This is a genomic window from Desulfatiferula olefinivorans, assembly GCF_054657895.1.
This window is the reverse complement of the sequence record NZ_BAAHXV010000026.1, coordinates 1-15,257: the sequence shown is the minus strand read 5'-3', so window position 1 is coordinate 15,257 and position 15,257 is coordinate 1. Positions and strand designations below refer to the sequence as shown.

12 protein-coding genes are annotated in these 15,257 nt (G+C 54.9%); 4 read left to right on the top strand and 8 right to left on the bottom strand.

The window, feature by feature from the left end; genetic code table 11:
* Position 1: 1 nt before the first annotated feature.
* Both ACYQ11_RS16130 and ACYQ11_RS16125 read right to left on the bottom strand, forming a co-directional pair.
* Positions 2–631, bottom strand: coding sequence for a MotA/TolQ/ExbB proton channel family protein (locus tag ACYQ11_RS16130; RefSeq protein WP_459924840.1), 630 nt, complete (start codon positions 629–631; stop codon positions 2–4).
* Positions 632–914: 283 nt separating this feature from the next.
* Positions 915–2,198, bottom strand: a complete 1,284-nt coding sequence (locus ACYQ11_RS16125) for a nickel pincer cofactor-dependent isomerase, group 22 (protein WP_459924839.1) — start codon at positions 2,196–2,198, stop codon at positions 915–917.
* Positions 2,199–2,460: 262 nt separating this feature from the next.
* Between ACYQ11_RS16125 and ACYQ11_RS16120 the strand changes: the two genes are divergently transcribed.
* From ACYQ11_RS16120 to ACYQ11_RS16105, 4 genes are all read left to right on the top strand, one after another.
* On the top strand, positions 2,461–3,942 hold the full coding sequence (locus ACYQ11_RS16120; RefSeq protein ID WP_459924838.1) for a hypothetical protein: 1,482 nt from the start codon (positions 2,461–2,463) through the stop codon (positions 3,940–3,942).
* A 136-nt stretch (positions 3,943–4,078) separates the two neighbouring features.
* Complete coding sequence (locus ACYQ11_RS16115; protein ID WP_459924837.1) at positions 4,079–4,960, top strand: hypothetical protein; 882 nt, start codon at positions 4,079–4,081, stop codon at positions 4,958–4,960.
* A gap of 142 nt (positions 4,961–5,102) precedes the next feature.
* Positions 5,103–6,404, top strand: a complete 1,302-nt coding sequence (locus ACYQ11_RS16110; protein ID WP_459924836.1) for a helix-turn-helix domain-containing protein — start codon at positions 5,103–5,105, stop codon at positions 6,402–6,404.
* 169 nt (positions 6,405–6,573) lie between these two features.
* On the top strand, positions 6,574–8,508 hold the full coding sequence (locus ACYQ11_RS16105) for an aminotransferase class V-fold PLP-dependent enzyme (protein WP_459924835.1): 1,935 nt from the start codon (positions 6,574–6,576) through the stop codon (positions 8,506–8,508).
* Positions 8,509–8,571: 63 nt separating this feature from the next.
* Here the strand turns inward: ACYQ11_RS16105 and ACYQ11_RS16100 are convergent, their stop codons facing one another.
* The 6 genes from ACYQ11_RS16100 to ACYQ11_RS16075 form a co-directional block, all read right to left on the bottom strand.
* A complete protein-coding gene (locus ACYQ11_RS16100) occupies positions 8,572–9,369 on the bottom strand; it encodes an ABC transporter ATP-binding protein (RefSeq protein WP_459924834.1) in 798 nt (265 codons plus the stop codon).
* The gene (locus ACYQ11_RS16095) at positions 9,360–10,253 is read right to left on the bottom strand and encodes an ABC transporter ATP-binding protein (RefSeq protein WP_459924833.1); all 894 of its coding nucleotides are present in this window, start codon (positions 10,251–10,253) and stop codon (positions 9,360–9,362) included. The genes ACYQ11_RS16100 and ACYQ11_RS16095 overlap by 10 nt, the downstream gene beginning before the upstream one ends.
* Positions 10,222–11,058 carry a nickel ABC transporter permease subunit NikC gene (gene nikC, locus ACYQ11_RS16090; RefSeq protein WP_459924832.1) on the bottom strand — a complete coding sequence of 279 codons (837 nt, stop codon included), beginning with the start codon at positions 11,056–11,058 and terminating at the stop codon, positions 10,222–10,224. Before nikC ends, ACYQ11_RS16095 begins: the two co-directional genes overlap by 32 nt.
* Positions 11,055–12,002 (bottom strand): nickel ABC transporter permease subunit NikB, encoded by a 948-nt coding sequence (gene nikB, locus ACYQ11_RS16085; protein WP_459924831.1) that lies wholly within the window; start codon positions 12,000–12,002, stop codon positions 11,055–11,057. The genes nikC and nikB overlap by 4 nt, the downstream gene beginning before the upstream one ends.
* Positions 11,999–13,603, bottom strand: coding sequence for a nickel ABC transporter substrate-binding protein (nikA, locus tag ACYQ11_RS16080; RefSeq protein ID WP_459924830.1), 1,605 nt, complete (start codon positions 13,601–13,603; stop codon positions 11,999–12,001). The genes nikB and nikA overlap by 4 nt, the downstream gene beginning before the upstream one ends.
* Before the next feature lie 73 nt (positions 13,604–13,676).
* A partial coding sequence (locus ACYQ11_RS16075) for a TonB-dependent receptor (protein ID WP_459924829.1) occupies positions 13,677–15,257 on the bottom strand: 1,581 nt, incomplete at its 5' end.

The window sequence follows — 15,257 nt, the reverse complement described above, 5'->3', positions numbered from 1 at the left end:
GTTACTCCTTTTCTTCCCGTTTCATGGACGTCAGAAGGTTGTACAGGGAAAGTGCCTTTTCCTCTAACTGGCCGATGATGTGCTCACCCCGGTTGTTCAGAAGGTAGTAGCCCACGAGGCATGGGATGGCCACGATCAGACCGAAGGCCGTGGTCAGCATGGCCACGGAAATACCTTTGGCCAGGATCTCCTGCTTCATGGCCGCGTTGGCGCTTGACACCCCCTTGAAAGCCGAGATCAGGCCCAGGATGGTTCCCAGAAGACCCAGGAGGGTCGAGATGTTTGCGAACAGGGTCAGGTAGTTGATCCGGGCTTTTACATGGCCGATTTCACGCATGATATTCTCTTCCATGACCAGCTCGATTTCCTTGTCCCGCTTGTCGGCCTTCATCAAACCGGCCTTGAGAATGCGGCCAAGGGGATGGTGCTCGATCTTGGTGCATTCGTCCAGTGCGCCTCTGTAGTTCATCTTCTCGAGGAGGGTGACCACGCGTTTGTAGGCGCTGTCCGCATTGAGGTTGAGCCGGAAATACAGATAGGCCCCCCGCTCGCAGAACAAGGCAAAGGCCGTGATGGACACCACGAGAATGACATACATGAATGGGCCGCCGCTGTTGAAGATTGCAAACACAGATACCTCCTGATCGTTGCTGTTGCTCGTGTACGTTATGACATCAATTGATTGGGCACGCCGAGGCGATGACCCGAAAGTCTGCAATTGATATGCCATCGAAAAAAACACCGGAGGCGAAACGAAAGGAGGGGCTCAGGCCGTTATAGACCGCATTGTTTCAGCATTTCGGACGCGACGTGACGAGGAAACCGGATCGTATCCGATAATGTCATTTGGAATGGAGTGATTGTATTTAACCGGACAATTGTCGAAATATAAACGCTTTTTTCTTGCCGGTCGTTCAGGAAAGCGCCAGGTCGCCCGACGGAGAAAAGGTCAGGGCAAACGGCCCCTCCACCCGGACACCGGGCAGGCGCGACACCTCGTCAAGCAGAGCCCGGCTGGCCCAGAACGGTGAAAGGTCCCGGGTATTTCGGATGATCACGGCCCGAAGCGCGCCGGGGTCGTCCACGCCCGCGGTCAGCATGGCCGCCTGGATCACGCAGCGATCGTCCCGAAGCCGGATGGGAATGAAGGCCTTGCGAATGGACAGGCTGGTCAGGGCGTTGGTCAGGGTCTTGCCGTAATCCATGCGCTGATAGAGCTTTTCGGTAATGAAGTCGGCGTTGCCCAGACCGATGGCGTTGCCGTCGCCGGGTTCGCTCAGGTCCAGCAGGCCGATGCGGGTCACGGAGAGATTTTGGGAAAAATCATCTTCCTTCAGATCAAAGGCCCGTCCCGTCACGTTGGGGTCCATGCCCGACCCGCTGATATCCTTGCCGATCCGCTCGATGATCAGGGCATCGAGACGTTCAAAGGGCAGCCGGGGAAAAAGCGTCTTCGCCGTTTTAAGAAGGTTGGCTTCCTCATCGAACAGCCGATAAGCCGGAACGGCCCGGATGACCGCCGGACGATCCTGCCTGTTTTCCACCACGGCCAGGGCAAACCGAAGGTTGGCGGATCGGAGCAGAAGGTCCCCCGCCCCTTTGATCACCGCATTGAAACCGTGGCGCAGGGCGGCCCGATGCAGGGCCAGGGCCCCCTCGTGCTTGCCCATCCCGATGCACAGCATTTTATATAAACCGCTTTCCACCGGTCCTTTGAACTTGGTGTGTGGCTTGATGCGGTTGATCAGAATGGCGTGGTCTGCGGAAAGGCAGTCCCGGGAGTAATAAACCGGCACCCCGTCGAGAATCGCTCCCATGCAGTCGACCGCCATGGACGAACACACCGGCGCGCCGCAGGTCGCTTCGGTCACCCCCAACGACGCCAATAGGGCAGCCTGTCCAGGACCCGTAGCCCCGCCGTGACTGCCCATGGCCGGTATGATCACGGGAACTGCGCCCATGCCCCTGAGTGCCCTGCACAGGGCTCTGACCATCAGGGGAAGATCGGTGATACCCCGGCTGCCCACGGCCACGGCGACACGGTGTCCGGGTTCGATCCCGCTTCCGGGAAGCACACGGTCCAGTTCGCGGCAAACCGTCGTTTCCACATCGTCCACGGCCGTGGCGGAACCGATGTCGGTCACCCGGTAGAAATCCGGGAATGCCATGGGCTGTTCAATATATGGCGGGTATATCATGGGTCTTCCTTTCATGTATGATTCCGGCATATCCCATGGTCGTGCGATGGCCCTGGAAATCGACGTTTGACATATAACCAGGGTTGATCATATATCACACCTGATCAAAAAACATTTAAAAAAATAGCCCTGAAGACGCAGGGGTGAAACCGGGTTGATTTATATAAAAATCCATAATTTTAATTAATTGGAAAAATAAATCCGACCTGGCACGAATCATGTTTACGATATAATCATTCTGATTAATTATTTTGGAGACGTCATGACCGTCATACAGCTGCTCAATATCTGGACGCCCTACGAGGCCCTGAACGTCATCATCTGGCTTGTTCTGTCCATCGCGATTCTTTACCTGGCCCGAAAACCGGCCCACGCCGCCGTGCAGGCCTCATGCCGTCTGGTCCGGCACGGACTGGCCCACACGGCCCGGGCGATCCTCTCCGCCGAAACGGCGGTTCAACAGCGGAACCGGGAGGTCCTTTTCACCGCAGGCCTGGACGCAGCTGAAAAACAGATCGAAAAGGAATTTTTCCGGATCAATACCGCGGTTGAACGGGACCTGGGCGGATTCCCCTCTCTCAGACGCCGGATTCTGGAACAGATCGACCGCATCGACGCCGATTACCGGCAAAGTTCCGACATCCCGCCTTCCCCGCCCGAATGGGTGGGCGCGCTGAACGCCCTTGCCGGGCTTCCCAGGGAAACCCTTGAAAACAAAGCGGTAAGCGCTATCATGAAAGACATTCACCAAAGCACCTGTGCCCAGCATACACAGGCCATGGAGGAATACCGGAGCGCCGTTGCAAAACACCATGACGCGCTGCATCGTCTCTTGCCCTACTGGCGATCGCTCACGCGGACCCTTGATTCCGTGGGTAAAATCGTCTCCGGCATCCGTGACCGGTCCACCCGAATCGATCGGAAGATGGACGAATACGAAGCGATCCGGAACCGAACCAACCGGGCCGAACGAGCCCTCAGCGCCTCGTCCATGACCCGGTTTTTCATCTCCGGTCTGGGGCTGTTCATCGCCGTCTGGGGTATCGTCGTCAACGTCCATCTGGTCGCGCCGTCCATGGCGGAACTGATGGACCCCAATGGCCTTATCGGTCCCTTGAAGTCCTCGGATGCGGTAACGCTGATCATTATTCTGCTCGAGGTGTCCATCGGTGTCTATCTGATGGAATCGATGGGAATCACCGATCTGTTCCCGGTCATCGGACAGATGGACGACGCAACAAAGCGACGCATGACCTGGGTCATGCTGTCCTTTCTTGTGATCCTGGCCGGTATTTCATCGTCCCTTGCCGTGCTGGGCGCCCCCCCCGTACTCAGCCGGGAAGACATGATCCAGGCTCTGTCGGGACAGGCATTGCCTGTTCCCGAAGACACCCTGATTCCCACCCTGGGACGGATGGCCCTGACGTTCATCCTGCCGTTTATCCTGGCCCTCACCGCCATTCCCCTTTCGGCCTTCGTTCTGGCGAGCCGGACCGTTCTGGGCATTGTCGTCGCCTTTGCCATGCGCCTTGCCGCTTTTTTCCTGACTCTTTCCGGAACCCTTATCATGGGCATTGGCGACCTGATGGTCCGCTTGTACGACCTGCTGATTTTTCCGCCCCTCTGGGTGGAAGAGATTCTGACTGGAACCGTGAGCCGTCGGGCCGCGGTTCCCGCCGCAACGGAAACGGTCACGCCGTCGCCCATTGGCGATCAGCCCGAAAACGGGGAGAAATCGTCATGACGATCGCGGCAGCCGACATCGTTCGGAATCACAGGGCGGGTGAGCCGTCAAAACACCGTAATGAATTTGGCTGCCCCGACACCGGGAGCGGCCGCCGTCATAGACACGAAGACCACTGAGTTAAAGGAGAACGGTTATGGAAAAATACTGCGTCAATCATTCTTTCAGCGAAGCCCACTGGTATTGCAAAAAGTGCGACACCTCATATTGTTTTACCTGTGTCGAAAAAAAGAACTTCCGCTTTGCCAAGGATGAACCCATCGTGCATATCTGCCCCACCTGCAAACGCATGGTCGAATGGACGGGGATTCAACATATCAGCGACAACGTCCTGGTCGGCACGGCCAAGGCCCTGATTTACCCGTTCAGCTCCTTTTCCCTGATCGTCATCGCCGTGCTGACCTGCCTGGGCATGCTGTTCACCGACAATATCTATTTAAACGAAGTTCTTTTCACCATCATCTGGGGCCTGACGGCCAGTTACGGACTCAATGTGCTCACCCACACCGTCAACGGAAAAAACCAGGCACCCAATTTCACCCATATCCCCCCCCATGAACTGATGAGTCACATTTTCATGGTCGTCAAACAATCCTCGATCCTGCTTGTGGCTGCGGTTCTGTTCATCGGAGCCCTGGAGATCGGTCATCCGGTTTTGGCTTACGCCATCATGATCTGCCTGGCCGCCATTCTCCCCATGGGCATGATGAAAGCCGTCACCAGCCGATCGTTCAAAGCCTTTTTCGACCTGACCCGGTTCACGGATATCTTCAAAAAAGTCGGTACCCAGTACCTGATGCTCTCGATCCTTTACATGCCCGTCATTGCCGTCTTTCACCTTTACATCAGCCAGTCGCCCAGGCTGGCCACACCGCTCATCTGCTATCTGATGATCGTCATTCACCGGCTGCTCGGCCAGATGATTCTTACCTGCCACAAGGAGCTGGATTATTCTCTGAATTACGAGCATTTCAAAAAACAGTATTCCCTGGAGGCCCTCCACGGTTTCAAGGCCTGACCCTCCCCCTCCCCCGAAGGCCTGAAACAAAAAAACGCCGGGACCCCTTCCCCGGCGTTTTTATTTTTTCGGATCTGTTGACAGTCTTTCCCTGTTTTTTCTATACTTGACGCCTTACAAAACCCAACACGGAAAGGTTTTTATGTTTTCAGAAAAAACACGCGTCTCATCGGGCATCAGCTCTCTCGACCGCCTGCTCGGCGGACTGTTCATCGGTGACAACGTCATCCTTTACGATGATGCGGGCAGCCTGGCCCTGCCCTTCTGCATGAACCTGATCCAGACCTCCCAGGCCCAGAACAAGGCCATCATCTACGTCAGTTTCGACCGGTCCCCCAAAAGCCTTCTCGAAATGCTGGGGCCGCTGGCCGAAAGCAAACACCTGACCATTCTGGACTGTTTCACCCAGGGCAAGGGGGACGGCTCCGAAATCTTTGAAAAATTCTACGAAAAGAACGGGGCCCAGTGGCCCTACCAGATCATCCGGGTCAACGAACCCGCCAAACCCGAAAAGGTCATGGACGCCATCTACGGCATCCATAAAACCATGGAGGGCGACGTCCGTTTCGTGTTCGAAAGCCTGACGGGCATGCAGGATCTCTGGGGCGGCGAGGACACCATCCGGAAATTCTACTCCCATTCCTGCCCCCGGCTGTACGATCTGAACACCATCGCCTACTGGATCATCGAAAAAGGGGCCCACTCCACCCAGCTCAAGGCCCACATCAACCAGATCGCCCAGGTGGCCATCGACCTCGCGAATGTGGGTGACACGTCGGCCCTGACCATCCTCAAGGCCCAGGGCCGCAACCCCGGCACCCAGAACCGGCCCTTCACCTTCACCAAAACCGGCATGACCATCGAATTCGCCGACGACAAAAGCGCCAGGAACCGCATCAATATCGGCCTGCGTCTCAAGGATCTCCGAAAAAAACAGGGCGTGACCCAGGCCGAACTGGCCCGCCTGGTGGGGGTCACCCCCAGCAACATCTCCCAGGTGGAAAGCAACCTGATCTCCCCCTCGATCAGCGCCCTGCTCAAAATCGCCGAGGCCCTGTTCGTGGATATCGGTTACTTTTTCCAGGGCCAGGCTGAAATCGACAGCCGTCTTGTGTTCCCGTCCGATCAGGGCGTCCCCGTCAAGTTCAGCGATCTTCCGGCCAAAAGCCTCAGCGGTGTCCTGCTGACCCCCATGGATTTCGAACCCAAGGCCGAACCCTACCTGATCGACATACCGCCCAAAACCAAACTCCCGTCCCATTTCTTCGTGCACAAAGGCGAGGAAATGGGTTATCTGCTTTCCGGTAAACTGACCCTTGCAACCGGGAAATCCACCTGCACGGCCAAAACCGGCGACGTGATCTACCTGAAAAGCGAAATCCCCTCCCAGTGGGAAAACCCCGGCCCGGCCACGGCCCGGCTGCTGTGGATCAAGGTGAAATAAGGGGCGCATCGTCACCGTGATCGTTCATCTTGTATCATGGCCCTGTCCGACGGACCGTCATGATAAAGACGTGTCCCGTCGCGTGGGATTATGATATGTAAGTAAAGACACGCGCCAGTGCGCACAACCTGTTTCAGATTGATCCTCACCCGAACCCCAGGGGGCAGCCATGACCCTTCCCGAACTCAGAATCCTGGTGATCGATACGGACCAGGCCAGGCAGGAGCGGATCTCATCGAGCATTATAACCTGCGCCGGTAATTTCGAACGGACGGATATCATCATTGAAGTACTCGGGGCCTCATCGGTCGCCGAAGCCTTAGGGCAGGTCGAAGCCGACGGCGACATCCAGGCCGTGATTCTCAGCTGGGATCCCGAACGACGTGCCGACGACCGAAACGACGCAGGGCCCCGTCAGACGGCCGGCATCACCCGCATCATCGATCGGATCAAAACCATCCGTGTTTCCGTGCCCATCTACATTCTGGGGGACGAGCGTATCGGCCTTTCCATTGTCAACGAATCCGAGGATATCGACGCGTTCTTTTTCATGGACGACATCATCAGCGACCCCGAATCCATCCTCGGATACATCCTCAACGACTTTGACGACCGCGCCCAGACCCCTTTCTGGACCGCTTACCGGAAATATGTCACGGAAAACAACGACTCCTGGCACACCCCCGGCCACAGCGGGGGATCGAGCTTCCGCCACAGCCCCTACATCCAGGATTTTTATCAGTTCTACGGCCGGAATGTCTTTGCCGGGGACCTCTCGGTTTCGGTGGATTTTCTGGGTTCCCTTTCCGAGGGCAGCCACATGATCGGCAAGGCCCAGGAGGCGGCGGCCTACACCTTCGAGGTGACCAAGACGTATTTTGTCACCAACGGTTCCAGCACCTCCAACAAAATCATTCTCCAGACCCTCCTCCGGGACAACGACACGGTCATCGTGGACCGGAACTGCCACAAGTCGGTCCACTACGGCATCATTCAGGCCAGGGCCAACCCCATTTACCTGAACAGCATCCTTCAACCGGATTACGGTATCTTCGCGCCCCCCTCCCTTGCCGAAATCCGCCAAACCATCGACGCCCACCCCCATGCAACGCTTCTCATCCTGACCGGATGCACGTATGAAGGCCTGCTCATCGACCTGAAACAGGTTGTGGATCTGGCCCACGCCCGGGGCATGAAGGTGTTCATCGACGAAGCCTGGTTCGCCTACTCCCTGTTCCATCCAAGGTTCCGCCCCTATTCGGCCATCCATGCCGGAGCGGATTACATCACCCATTCGGCCCACAAGGTCGTTTCCGCCTTTTCCCAGGCCTCGTACATCCATGTGAACGACCCGGAGTTCGACGCCGATTTTTTTCATGAAATCTACAGCATCTATTCAAGCACGTCTCCGAAATACCAGATCATCTCAAGCCTCGATATCTGCCGGAAGCAACTCGAAATGGAAGGATACCGGATCATCAACGCCCTGCTCGGCCACGTCCAGGTTCTCAAGGAACACATGGCCGCGTTCCGCAATATCCGCATTCTCGGCATCGACGATTTCAGAAAAGCCTTTGCCCATTTCGACGGGGACAACATGGGGCATGATCCATTGAAAATCCTCATCGACGTATCCGGCCTGGACTATTCGACCCAGGAAATACACCGGTTCCTGCTTGATGAAATCGGCCTTGAAATCGAAAAATACACCCATTCCACCATTCTGGTGCTGTTGACCTTCGGCGGCACCCGGTCCAAGGTCATCCGCCTTTACAACGCACTGAAAAAACTCGACCAGAAAAAGGTTGCCCTGCCCGTATCCAAGCACCGGCGGAAACTTCCCGAGATCATACCGAAAATCAGCCTGAGCTGCCTTCCGGCCTCGGCCTTTTTCGGCCCGAGGGAAGCCGTCGCACTCGAAGACAGCGTGGGCCGGATCTCCTCGGGACTGGTGTCCCCCTATCCGCCCGGCATCCCCCTTCTCGTCCCCGGCCAGACAATCGAAAAAGAGCATATCGACTATCTGAAGGCCCTTGGAGCCCAGAAACTCAACATTCAAGGGACATACGACGGAGACATTTACGTTCTCAAAAAGGATTCGTGAACAAAAGGACGCCATTATGAAATGGAAACATGAAGCATTGCCTCATGTTTCCTTCCAGGGCATTTACCATTCCGCGCACGGAGGCATAGGCGGCAGAACCGATTCGATCAGTTCTGAAAAAACCGGATGCCGCACCGTCTCCTCGGACCGTTCCGGATCAATCTCATCGACGATCTTCCCATCTGAGAGCACGACGATACGATCCGCCATTTTCATCAGCACCCGGATATCATGAGAGATAAACACATAAGCGGTACCCATATGCTGTTGAAGATCCAGAAGAAGCTCGACAATCTTCGCCTGATTCAGCATATCCAGACTGCTGACCGCTTCATCCAGAACGATCAGACGCGGCTTGAGAGCAATGGCTCGAGCGATACAGATCCGTTGAAGTTCTCCACCGCTGAACTGATGGGGATATTTATATGCGTCTGCGACCGAAAGCCCGACCTGTTCCATCAGATTGCCGACAATCTCCCGGAGGGCGTCCTTGGAATGGACTTCGAAATTTCGAATAGGCTCGGCGATGATGTCGGCCGCCGTGAAGCGAGGGTTGACTGATCCCAGGGAATTTTGAAACACCACCTGAACATTTCGACGAAAGGTTCGATAGGCCTCCCCGTTTAGATTATGAATGGAAACCCCCTCATACATTGCTTCCCCCGCCTCGGGCCGTTCAAGCCCCAGAACCAGGCGCCCCAACGTGCTTTTCCCTGAACCGCTGCGGCCAAGAAGGCCCAGGCATTCCCCCGGCCTGATGGCCAGATCGACGGATTCAAGAACCCGATGAACCCTTCGACTTCGAAAAACACCTCCCTGACGATACGATTTACATACCCCCTTTAATTCAATCAGAGCCATGGGGCCACCTCCTGTTCCGATTGCTGGACAGATGATCGGATCTTTTGGAACCGATCGTCATAAAAACTGAGATGCGCCTCAAGAATTGCACGGGTATAGGGATGTTCCGATGAACGAAACAGCGAACCGACAGCTCCGCCGTCAACCCGATTCCCGTTCTGCATGACGACGACCTCATCGGCCAGACGGGCAATGACCCCGAGGTCATGGGTTACCAGAAGAACACTCATGTCATAACGTTTTCTGACCTGATCAAGCAGATCAAGTATTCGGGATTGAGAGACCACATCAAGGTCTGTGGTGGGTTCATCGGCGATCAGAAAAGGAACACGCATCAACAGAGCAAGGGCCACCATGACGCGCTGCAACATTCCGCCGCTCATCTGAAACGGATAAAGATCCAGAACATCATCGGGCTGATCGAACCCGACGGCTTTCAACGCTTCGGCGATCCGTTCGCCCGGTTTATCTTTCGACGCGCGTTCATGGGAATAATACGTTTCCATAAAATGATGGCGAATGGTAAATACCGAATCAAAACAGCTCATCGGGTTCTGGAGAATCATGGCCAGGTCCCTTCCCCTCATGGATCGGTGCATCACCGACAATCCTTGTGTCAACGGTTTGCCCCAAAGAAGAATCTCGCCGCCGGTCATACGGATGCTGCGAGGCAGGAGCCCCATAATAGCCAGACAGGTCAGCGATTTACCGCATCCGCTTTCACCGATCAGTCCCATCGTTCGATTTTCGCTAATGGAAAAACTCAGATTTCGAACCAATGTCCGTTCTTTACCGCCAACGGAAAAGGTGAGCGTCAGATTGTCAACAGTCAAAACATCTCTGCGAGTCATGTCACACCTCCTCGGAACGGATAACGGGATCAAGGCTGTCCCTCAGGGTATCGCCGGGAATATTGAAGGCAAGAACCGCAAGAAAAATCATCGCTCCGGGATACATGATCAATTCGGGTCGAGACCAGATAAACTGGCGGGCGTCATTGATCATCACGCCCCATTCAGGCGTCGGGGGCTGAACGCCCATGCCAAGGAAGGACAGGCCCGAGACGTGAAGCATCATGTGTCCGATGTCCAGAGTCGCCAAAATTACGAGCTGCGCAAGAACCGGGGGAGCCAGATGACGCAGAAACAGCGTCAGACCACCGGTGCCGGAGACCCTCGCCGCCAGAATATATTCCCTGTTTTTCATCGACAGCACCAGGCTGCGGATGATTCGCGCATACCATGCCCAATGGGTGAGTACGATGGCGATAACCACATTGGTCATGCCCATACCCAAAACACCGATCAGAAACATGGCCAGGATAAACGTAGGAAAGGTCAGAAACACCTCACAGACTCGCATCAGAACCGAATCCACAACACCTCCGATCTGCCCGGCGGCGCAGCCCACGACCATACTCAGAAGCATCACCAGATTAATAATCAGGAAAACCGACCCCAGAGACGTACGGGCTCCCCATATCAGACGGGAAAAAATATCACGGCCCAGATGGTCCGTTCCCAAAAAATGCCGAGAGCTTGGTGATTCGAGTTTCAGTTCCAGATTCACCTCTTCCGGATCATGGGGGACAATCGCAGGAGCGAATGCGGCCATGAACAGAAAAACAAATATCAGCGGCAGGGCCACCCAGTTGAGTTTGCGTTTGAACAGCGCGCGGAACACCATCATGACATCACACCTCCTTCAAAACGTATTCGCGGATCCAGCCAGGCATACAGGATATCGACAAGTAGATTGCAGATGACAAAGATAACGGTCATCATCAGGATAAAGCACTGCATCACGGGAAAATCCCGATTGTAAATGGAAAAAACGGCATACCTCCCCACACCGGGCCAGGCGAAAAGAATTTCCGCCACCACCGCCCCACCCAGCAGTTCGCCGATATGCATGCCGATGGCGGTCACCACGGGAATCATAGAATTTTTTAGGATATGCCGCCCCACGATCCAGCGTTCCCGGATGCCCCGAACCCTGGCATACAGAACAGAGCGGCTGTTCATCTGTTCAAGCATGGACCCTCGGATCAGTCTGGCGTTGATGCACAGTGACATCAACGCCAGGGTCAATGCCGGCATGATGACATGGGCAGGACCTCCCATACCCATGGCCGGCAGCCAGCCCAGCTTGACCGAAAACAGATAGACCAGAAGAAAGCCCAACCAGAAATTGGGCGTGGATACCCCGACAAAGGCCAGTGCCCTGACCAGATGATCGGGCCAGCGATCGCGGTAAAGCGCCGCTCCGATCCCGAGGGGCAAACTGAGTCCGATGGTCAGAAGCAGAGAGACGCCCGCCAGATAAAGCGTATTGGGCAGGTAGTAGAGAATTCGTTCGAGAACCGGTGTTCCCGTAACATAGGAATTGCCGAAATCAAGGTGAATGGCGCGCCATAACCAGTTCATATACTGAACAGCCAGGGGCCGATCAAGGCCCAGCGCTTGTCGGGCCGTATCAAGAGCCTGATCCGTGGGCGGAATGCCGGAAAGCCTCAGATAGGCCATGGCCGGATCGTTTTCGCCAAGCCGGAGCACCAAAAAAACCAGCACCGACACCGCCAAAAGAAGGCCAATCAGAGCCGTCAGCCGTCGTCCGATAAAATGTATCATCATAAACCTCGCTCGCTTAGAATAAACGTTTCATTTATTCTTATCCTCTCAAAGGGAATTTCATACTGGGTTGCACCGAACGAAACTCCCCCCAACGTATGCCGATGAACCATGAGCCCATTGATACTGCATAACGGGAAATACACGGCCTCGTCATGCAGCGTGGACAGTATATAACGGTAAGAGTCTTTTCGTTCCCGTTCATCGAGGGTTCGCAATGCCCTTAAAATGGCACGATCAATATCCTGCTTCATGGGCAGGCCCGACTGGGCCTGACAATCTCCGTGTGACGTGACGCGCATGGAACTGCAATACGAATGGGGCTCGTAGGGCGCGCCCCAGGTGTCGTTGAACACCATGTTAAACTCCCCGTTTTTCTGGATTTTTTTAAACAGATCCACTTCAACGCCGCGAAGAATCAACTGGATGCCTACCTTCTTCAGGTCGCCCTGCATCACCTCGGCGATGGATTTCTCGATGATATTATTGCCGACAAAAACGATATCCACCGAAAGGGTCTGCCCATCACGCATTCTGAAGGGACGGTCCGGTTCTTTTTTCCAGCCGGCCTTTTCGAGCAGCCGCCCGGCCTGATCGGGATCAAATCCGATAGGTTCAAGCTCCACATCACAATATGGAAGTTCTTGGGGCAAAAGGGTATCCACCTTTTCGGCCGTACCGAGAAAAATCCCGGACACTATATTATCTTTGTTGACCGCATGCTGAATGGCCCGGCGTACCGAACGATCCCGCGTTGGCCCCCGGTTGCTGTTGACGGCCAGATTCCGATAAGCCATCGGTGAAGACGTCCTTGAAATATATCTTGAATCGTTCCGAAAACGATCAAACGTGTCCAGACTGATCTGATCCTGCCCATAAATCAGATCAATCTCCCCTGTTTCAAAAGCCATCGCACAGGTGTTCGGGTCTGAAATCACCCGAATATCTATACGTTCGATGTCAGGCAAAGGCCCCCAGTAATCGTTGTTACGTTCAAATCTGTCATATTCTCCAAGACGGGTTTCAACCAACTTGAACGGTCCGGTGCCGACAGGAGCACGAAAAGACTCCGCCGTATTCCCGTTTTCAGGAAACGCCGAGGGAGACAAAAAACGAAAGGGTCTTATCAGAGACAAGTCTTCAAGGATCGGATAATACGGGTGAATCAGGGACAGCCGGATCGTGAAAGCATCAAGCGCCTCGACACGCCGTATCACGGTCGCCAACTCGAGCCATTCATGCCGTGAGCGGTTGGCCAACACGGCATCAAGATTCATTTTAACCGCATCGGCGTTAAACGGAGTCCCATCGGAGAAGCGAACGTTTTTTCTCAGATGAAACACCCAGGCCAATCCGTCGGGTTCCATGGCCCATGATTCCGCAAGCCAAGGTACAATCCGGCCATTTTCTTCATAACGCACCAGCGGTTCGTAGACCATCGCCTGACCGAACATCTGATTCGGTGAATAAAGATGAGGATTAAGTGGCCCCACATTGCCGGTATGGGAATAGATCAGCGTTTTCGGCCCGTTTCCAGCCTGAACGCCCGAATGAGGGGCAAGCATCCATAACGCAGCAAAAAAACACAACAGACGAATCATCATGGTTTTTCCTCCATGTTCATGTGAATCATTAACCCATCGAAAACCGTTGAAGCCGCCTTAAGGGGCGGCTGAATCAATATTCCAGCATGACCCAGGCATAAAGGCTTCGTTCGTCACCCGGAGAAAAACCGTATTCACTATCCCAGACGAAGGCGTTGTAAGTCTCGTCAAGAAGATTTTTGACTTCGATGCCGAAGGTCGTCCTGCCGGTTGTATAACCCAGGCTCATATTCCACACGTCGTAATCACCGACCTCAGGCTTGATATTCTGGGGATCCACATGGTATTTGCCCTGGGATTCAAGCCACAGGCTCGCGGTAATCCCTGATGGATGATCAACGTCGACCCCCAGCTTGGCCGTATAGTCCGGTATATTTTCGATATCTTTGCCGCGACGGTCATTCAGACCCGGCCCCGGATCGGTGTATTCGGCCTGAACCCGGGAATAGGACCCCCATACGGCAAACAGTCGATGGGGTTTGACCGTAAGGGCTATGTCCCACCCCTTTCGGTGTGTTTCACCGGTGTTGATATAATCCCCGCTTCCATCTCCCTTGTTTCGGACTTCATCGGTGGAAACCAGTTCCCAGTAATCAAGGCGTGACGAGAGCCAGGCAAAGGGGGAAACCTTGAGTCCCGCTTCCCACCCGTCGTTGATCGATTCGCTCAATGACCGTGAGATTTCATTGCCTGAAGTATCCTGTCCAAACAACTGGGGGCTTCCGGGAATCTGAAACGTCCGGCCCCAGTTCGCATAGACGCTGTAGCCGCGTTCAGGCGTCAGGATGAAACCGGCCTTGGGCTGCCAGATCAGATCCATATCCAGCATATCCGATCGGGTGCCGGTCAGGACATTTTTCATATCCCCGTCAAAGCGGTCTACCCGAAGCGCTCCGACCAGACGAAGCCATGGATTGATCGTTCCGTCGGCCTGTACGTAACTGCCCCAGTAAGACTGTGTCAAATCCCAATCCCTCACTGGTCCGCCTTGACGCACACGGTCAGCGGTGGTCCATCGCTGGTCCGCATTGTCCTGATACTGAACATCCAGCCCCCAGTCGACTTTCAGCCGATCGATCCCTAAATCTTCAACAACGTAGCTGAGTGTAGAAACAGCTCCGTACTGTTCATCGTCCGAATACCGTTCCTGCTGACTACCCGCGTCGCTCCAGCGACACCAGCGTGTTCGCTCAAGCTCCTGGGCGTAGGTTTTAAGGGAAACATTCACGGTGGGGGACAGTTTGTAATCCGCGTGGAGGCTCACATGTCTGTTCTCCTGAATGCCTCCATCGGTCCGGGCAAAAGACGCCGCTTGTTCGGGATCATTTTCAGCCATGGATTCGGTCAGATAGCCTGGTGCGTTAGCATCTATCCCGAAAAAACGGGCGATCAGCCCTACAGTGAGAGGGCCGTCGTCAGGGGTGTAAAACCACTTTCCCGAGGCCGCCCCTTTTTTCAGGTCCGAATGGTCCCGGTACCCGTCGGTCTGCCGGTAACCGACAAAATACGTCTGGGAAAAACCATCCCGCTCTTCACTGGTCAAAAGACTGCCGTCAAAGGTATTGAAGCTGCCCGTCAATAGTCTTACCTGAGTCCGATCACCACCGTTCTTCGTGTGAATATTGACGTTTCCGGCGATGTTGCCAAGGCCGTA

Coding starts and splice junctions, on each gene's coding strand:
- ACYQ11_RS16125 (WP_459924839.1), bottom strand. CDS start 2,198: ATGATATACCCGCCATATATTGAACAGCCCATGGCATTCCCGGATTTC.
- ACYQ11_RS16120 (WP_459924838.1), top strand. CDS start 2,461: ATGACCGTCATACAGCTGCTCAATATCTGGACGCCCTACGAGGCCCTG.
- ACYQ11_RS16115 (WP_459924837.1), top strand. CDS start 4,079: ATGGAAAAATACTGCGTCAATCATTCTTTCAGCGAAGCCCACTGGTAT.
- ACYQ11_RS16110 (WP_459924836.1), top strand. CDS start 5,103: ATGTTTTCAGAAAAAACACGCGTCTCATCGGGCATCAGCTCTCTCGAC.
- ACYQ11_RS16105 (WP_459924835.1), top strand. CDS start 6,574: ATGACCCTTCCCGAACTCAGAATCCTGGTGATCGATACGGACCAGGCC.
- ACYQ11_RS16100 (WP_459924834.1), bottom strand. CDS start 9,369: ATGGCTCTGATTGAATTAAAGGGGGTATGTAAATCGTATCGTCAGGGA.
- nikC (WP_459924832.1), bottom strand. CDS start 11,058: ATGATGGTGTTCCGCGCGCTGTTCAAACGCAAACTCAACTGGGTGGCC.
- nikB (WP_459924831.1), bottom strand. CDS start 12,002: ATGATGATACATTTTATCGGACGACGGCTGACGGCTCTGATTGGCCTT.
- nikA (WP_459924830.1), bottom strand. CDS start 13,603: ATGATGATTCGTCTGTTGTGTTTTTTTGCTGCGTTATGGATGCTTGCC.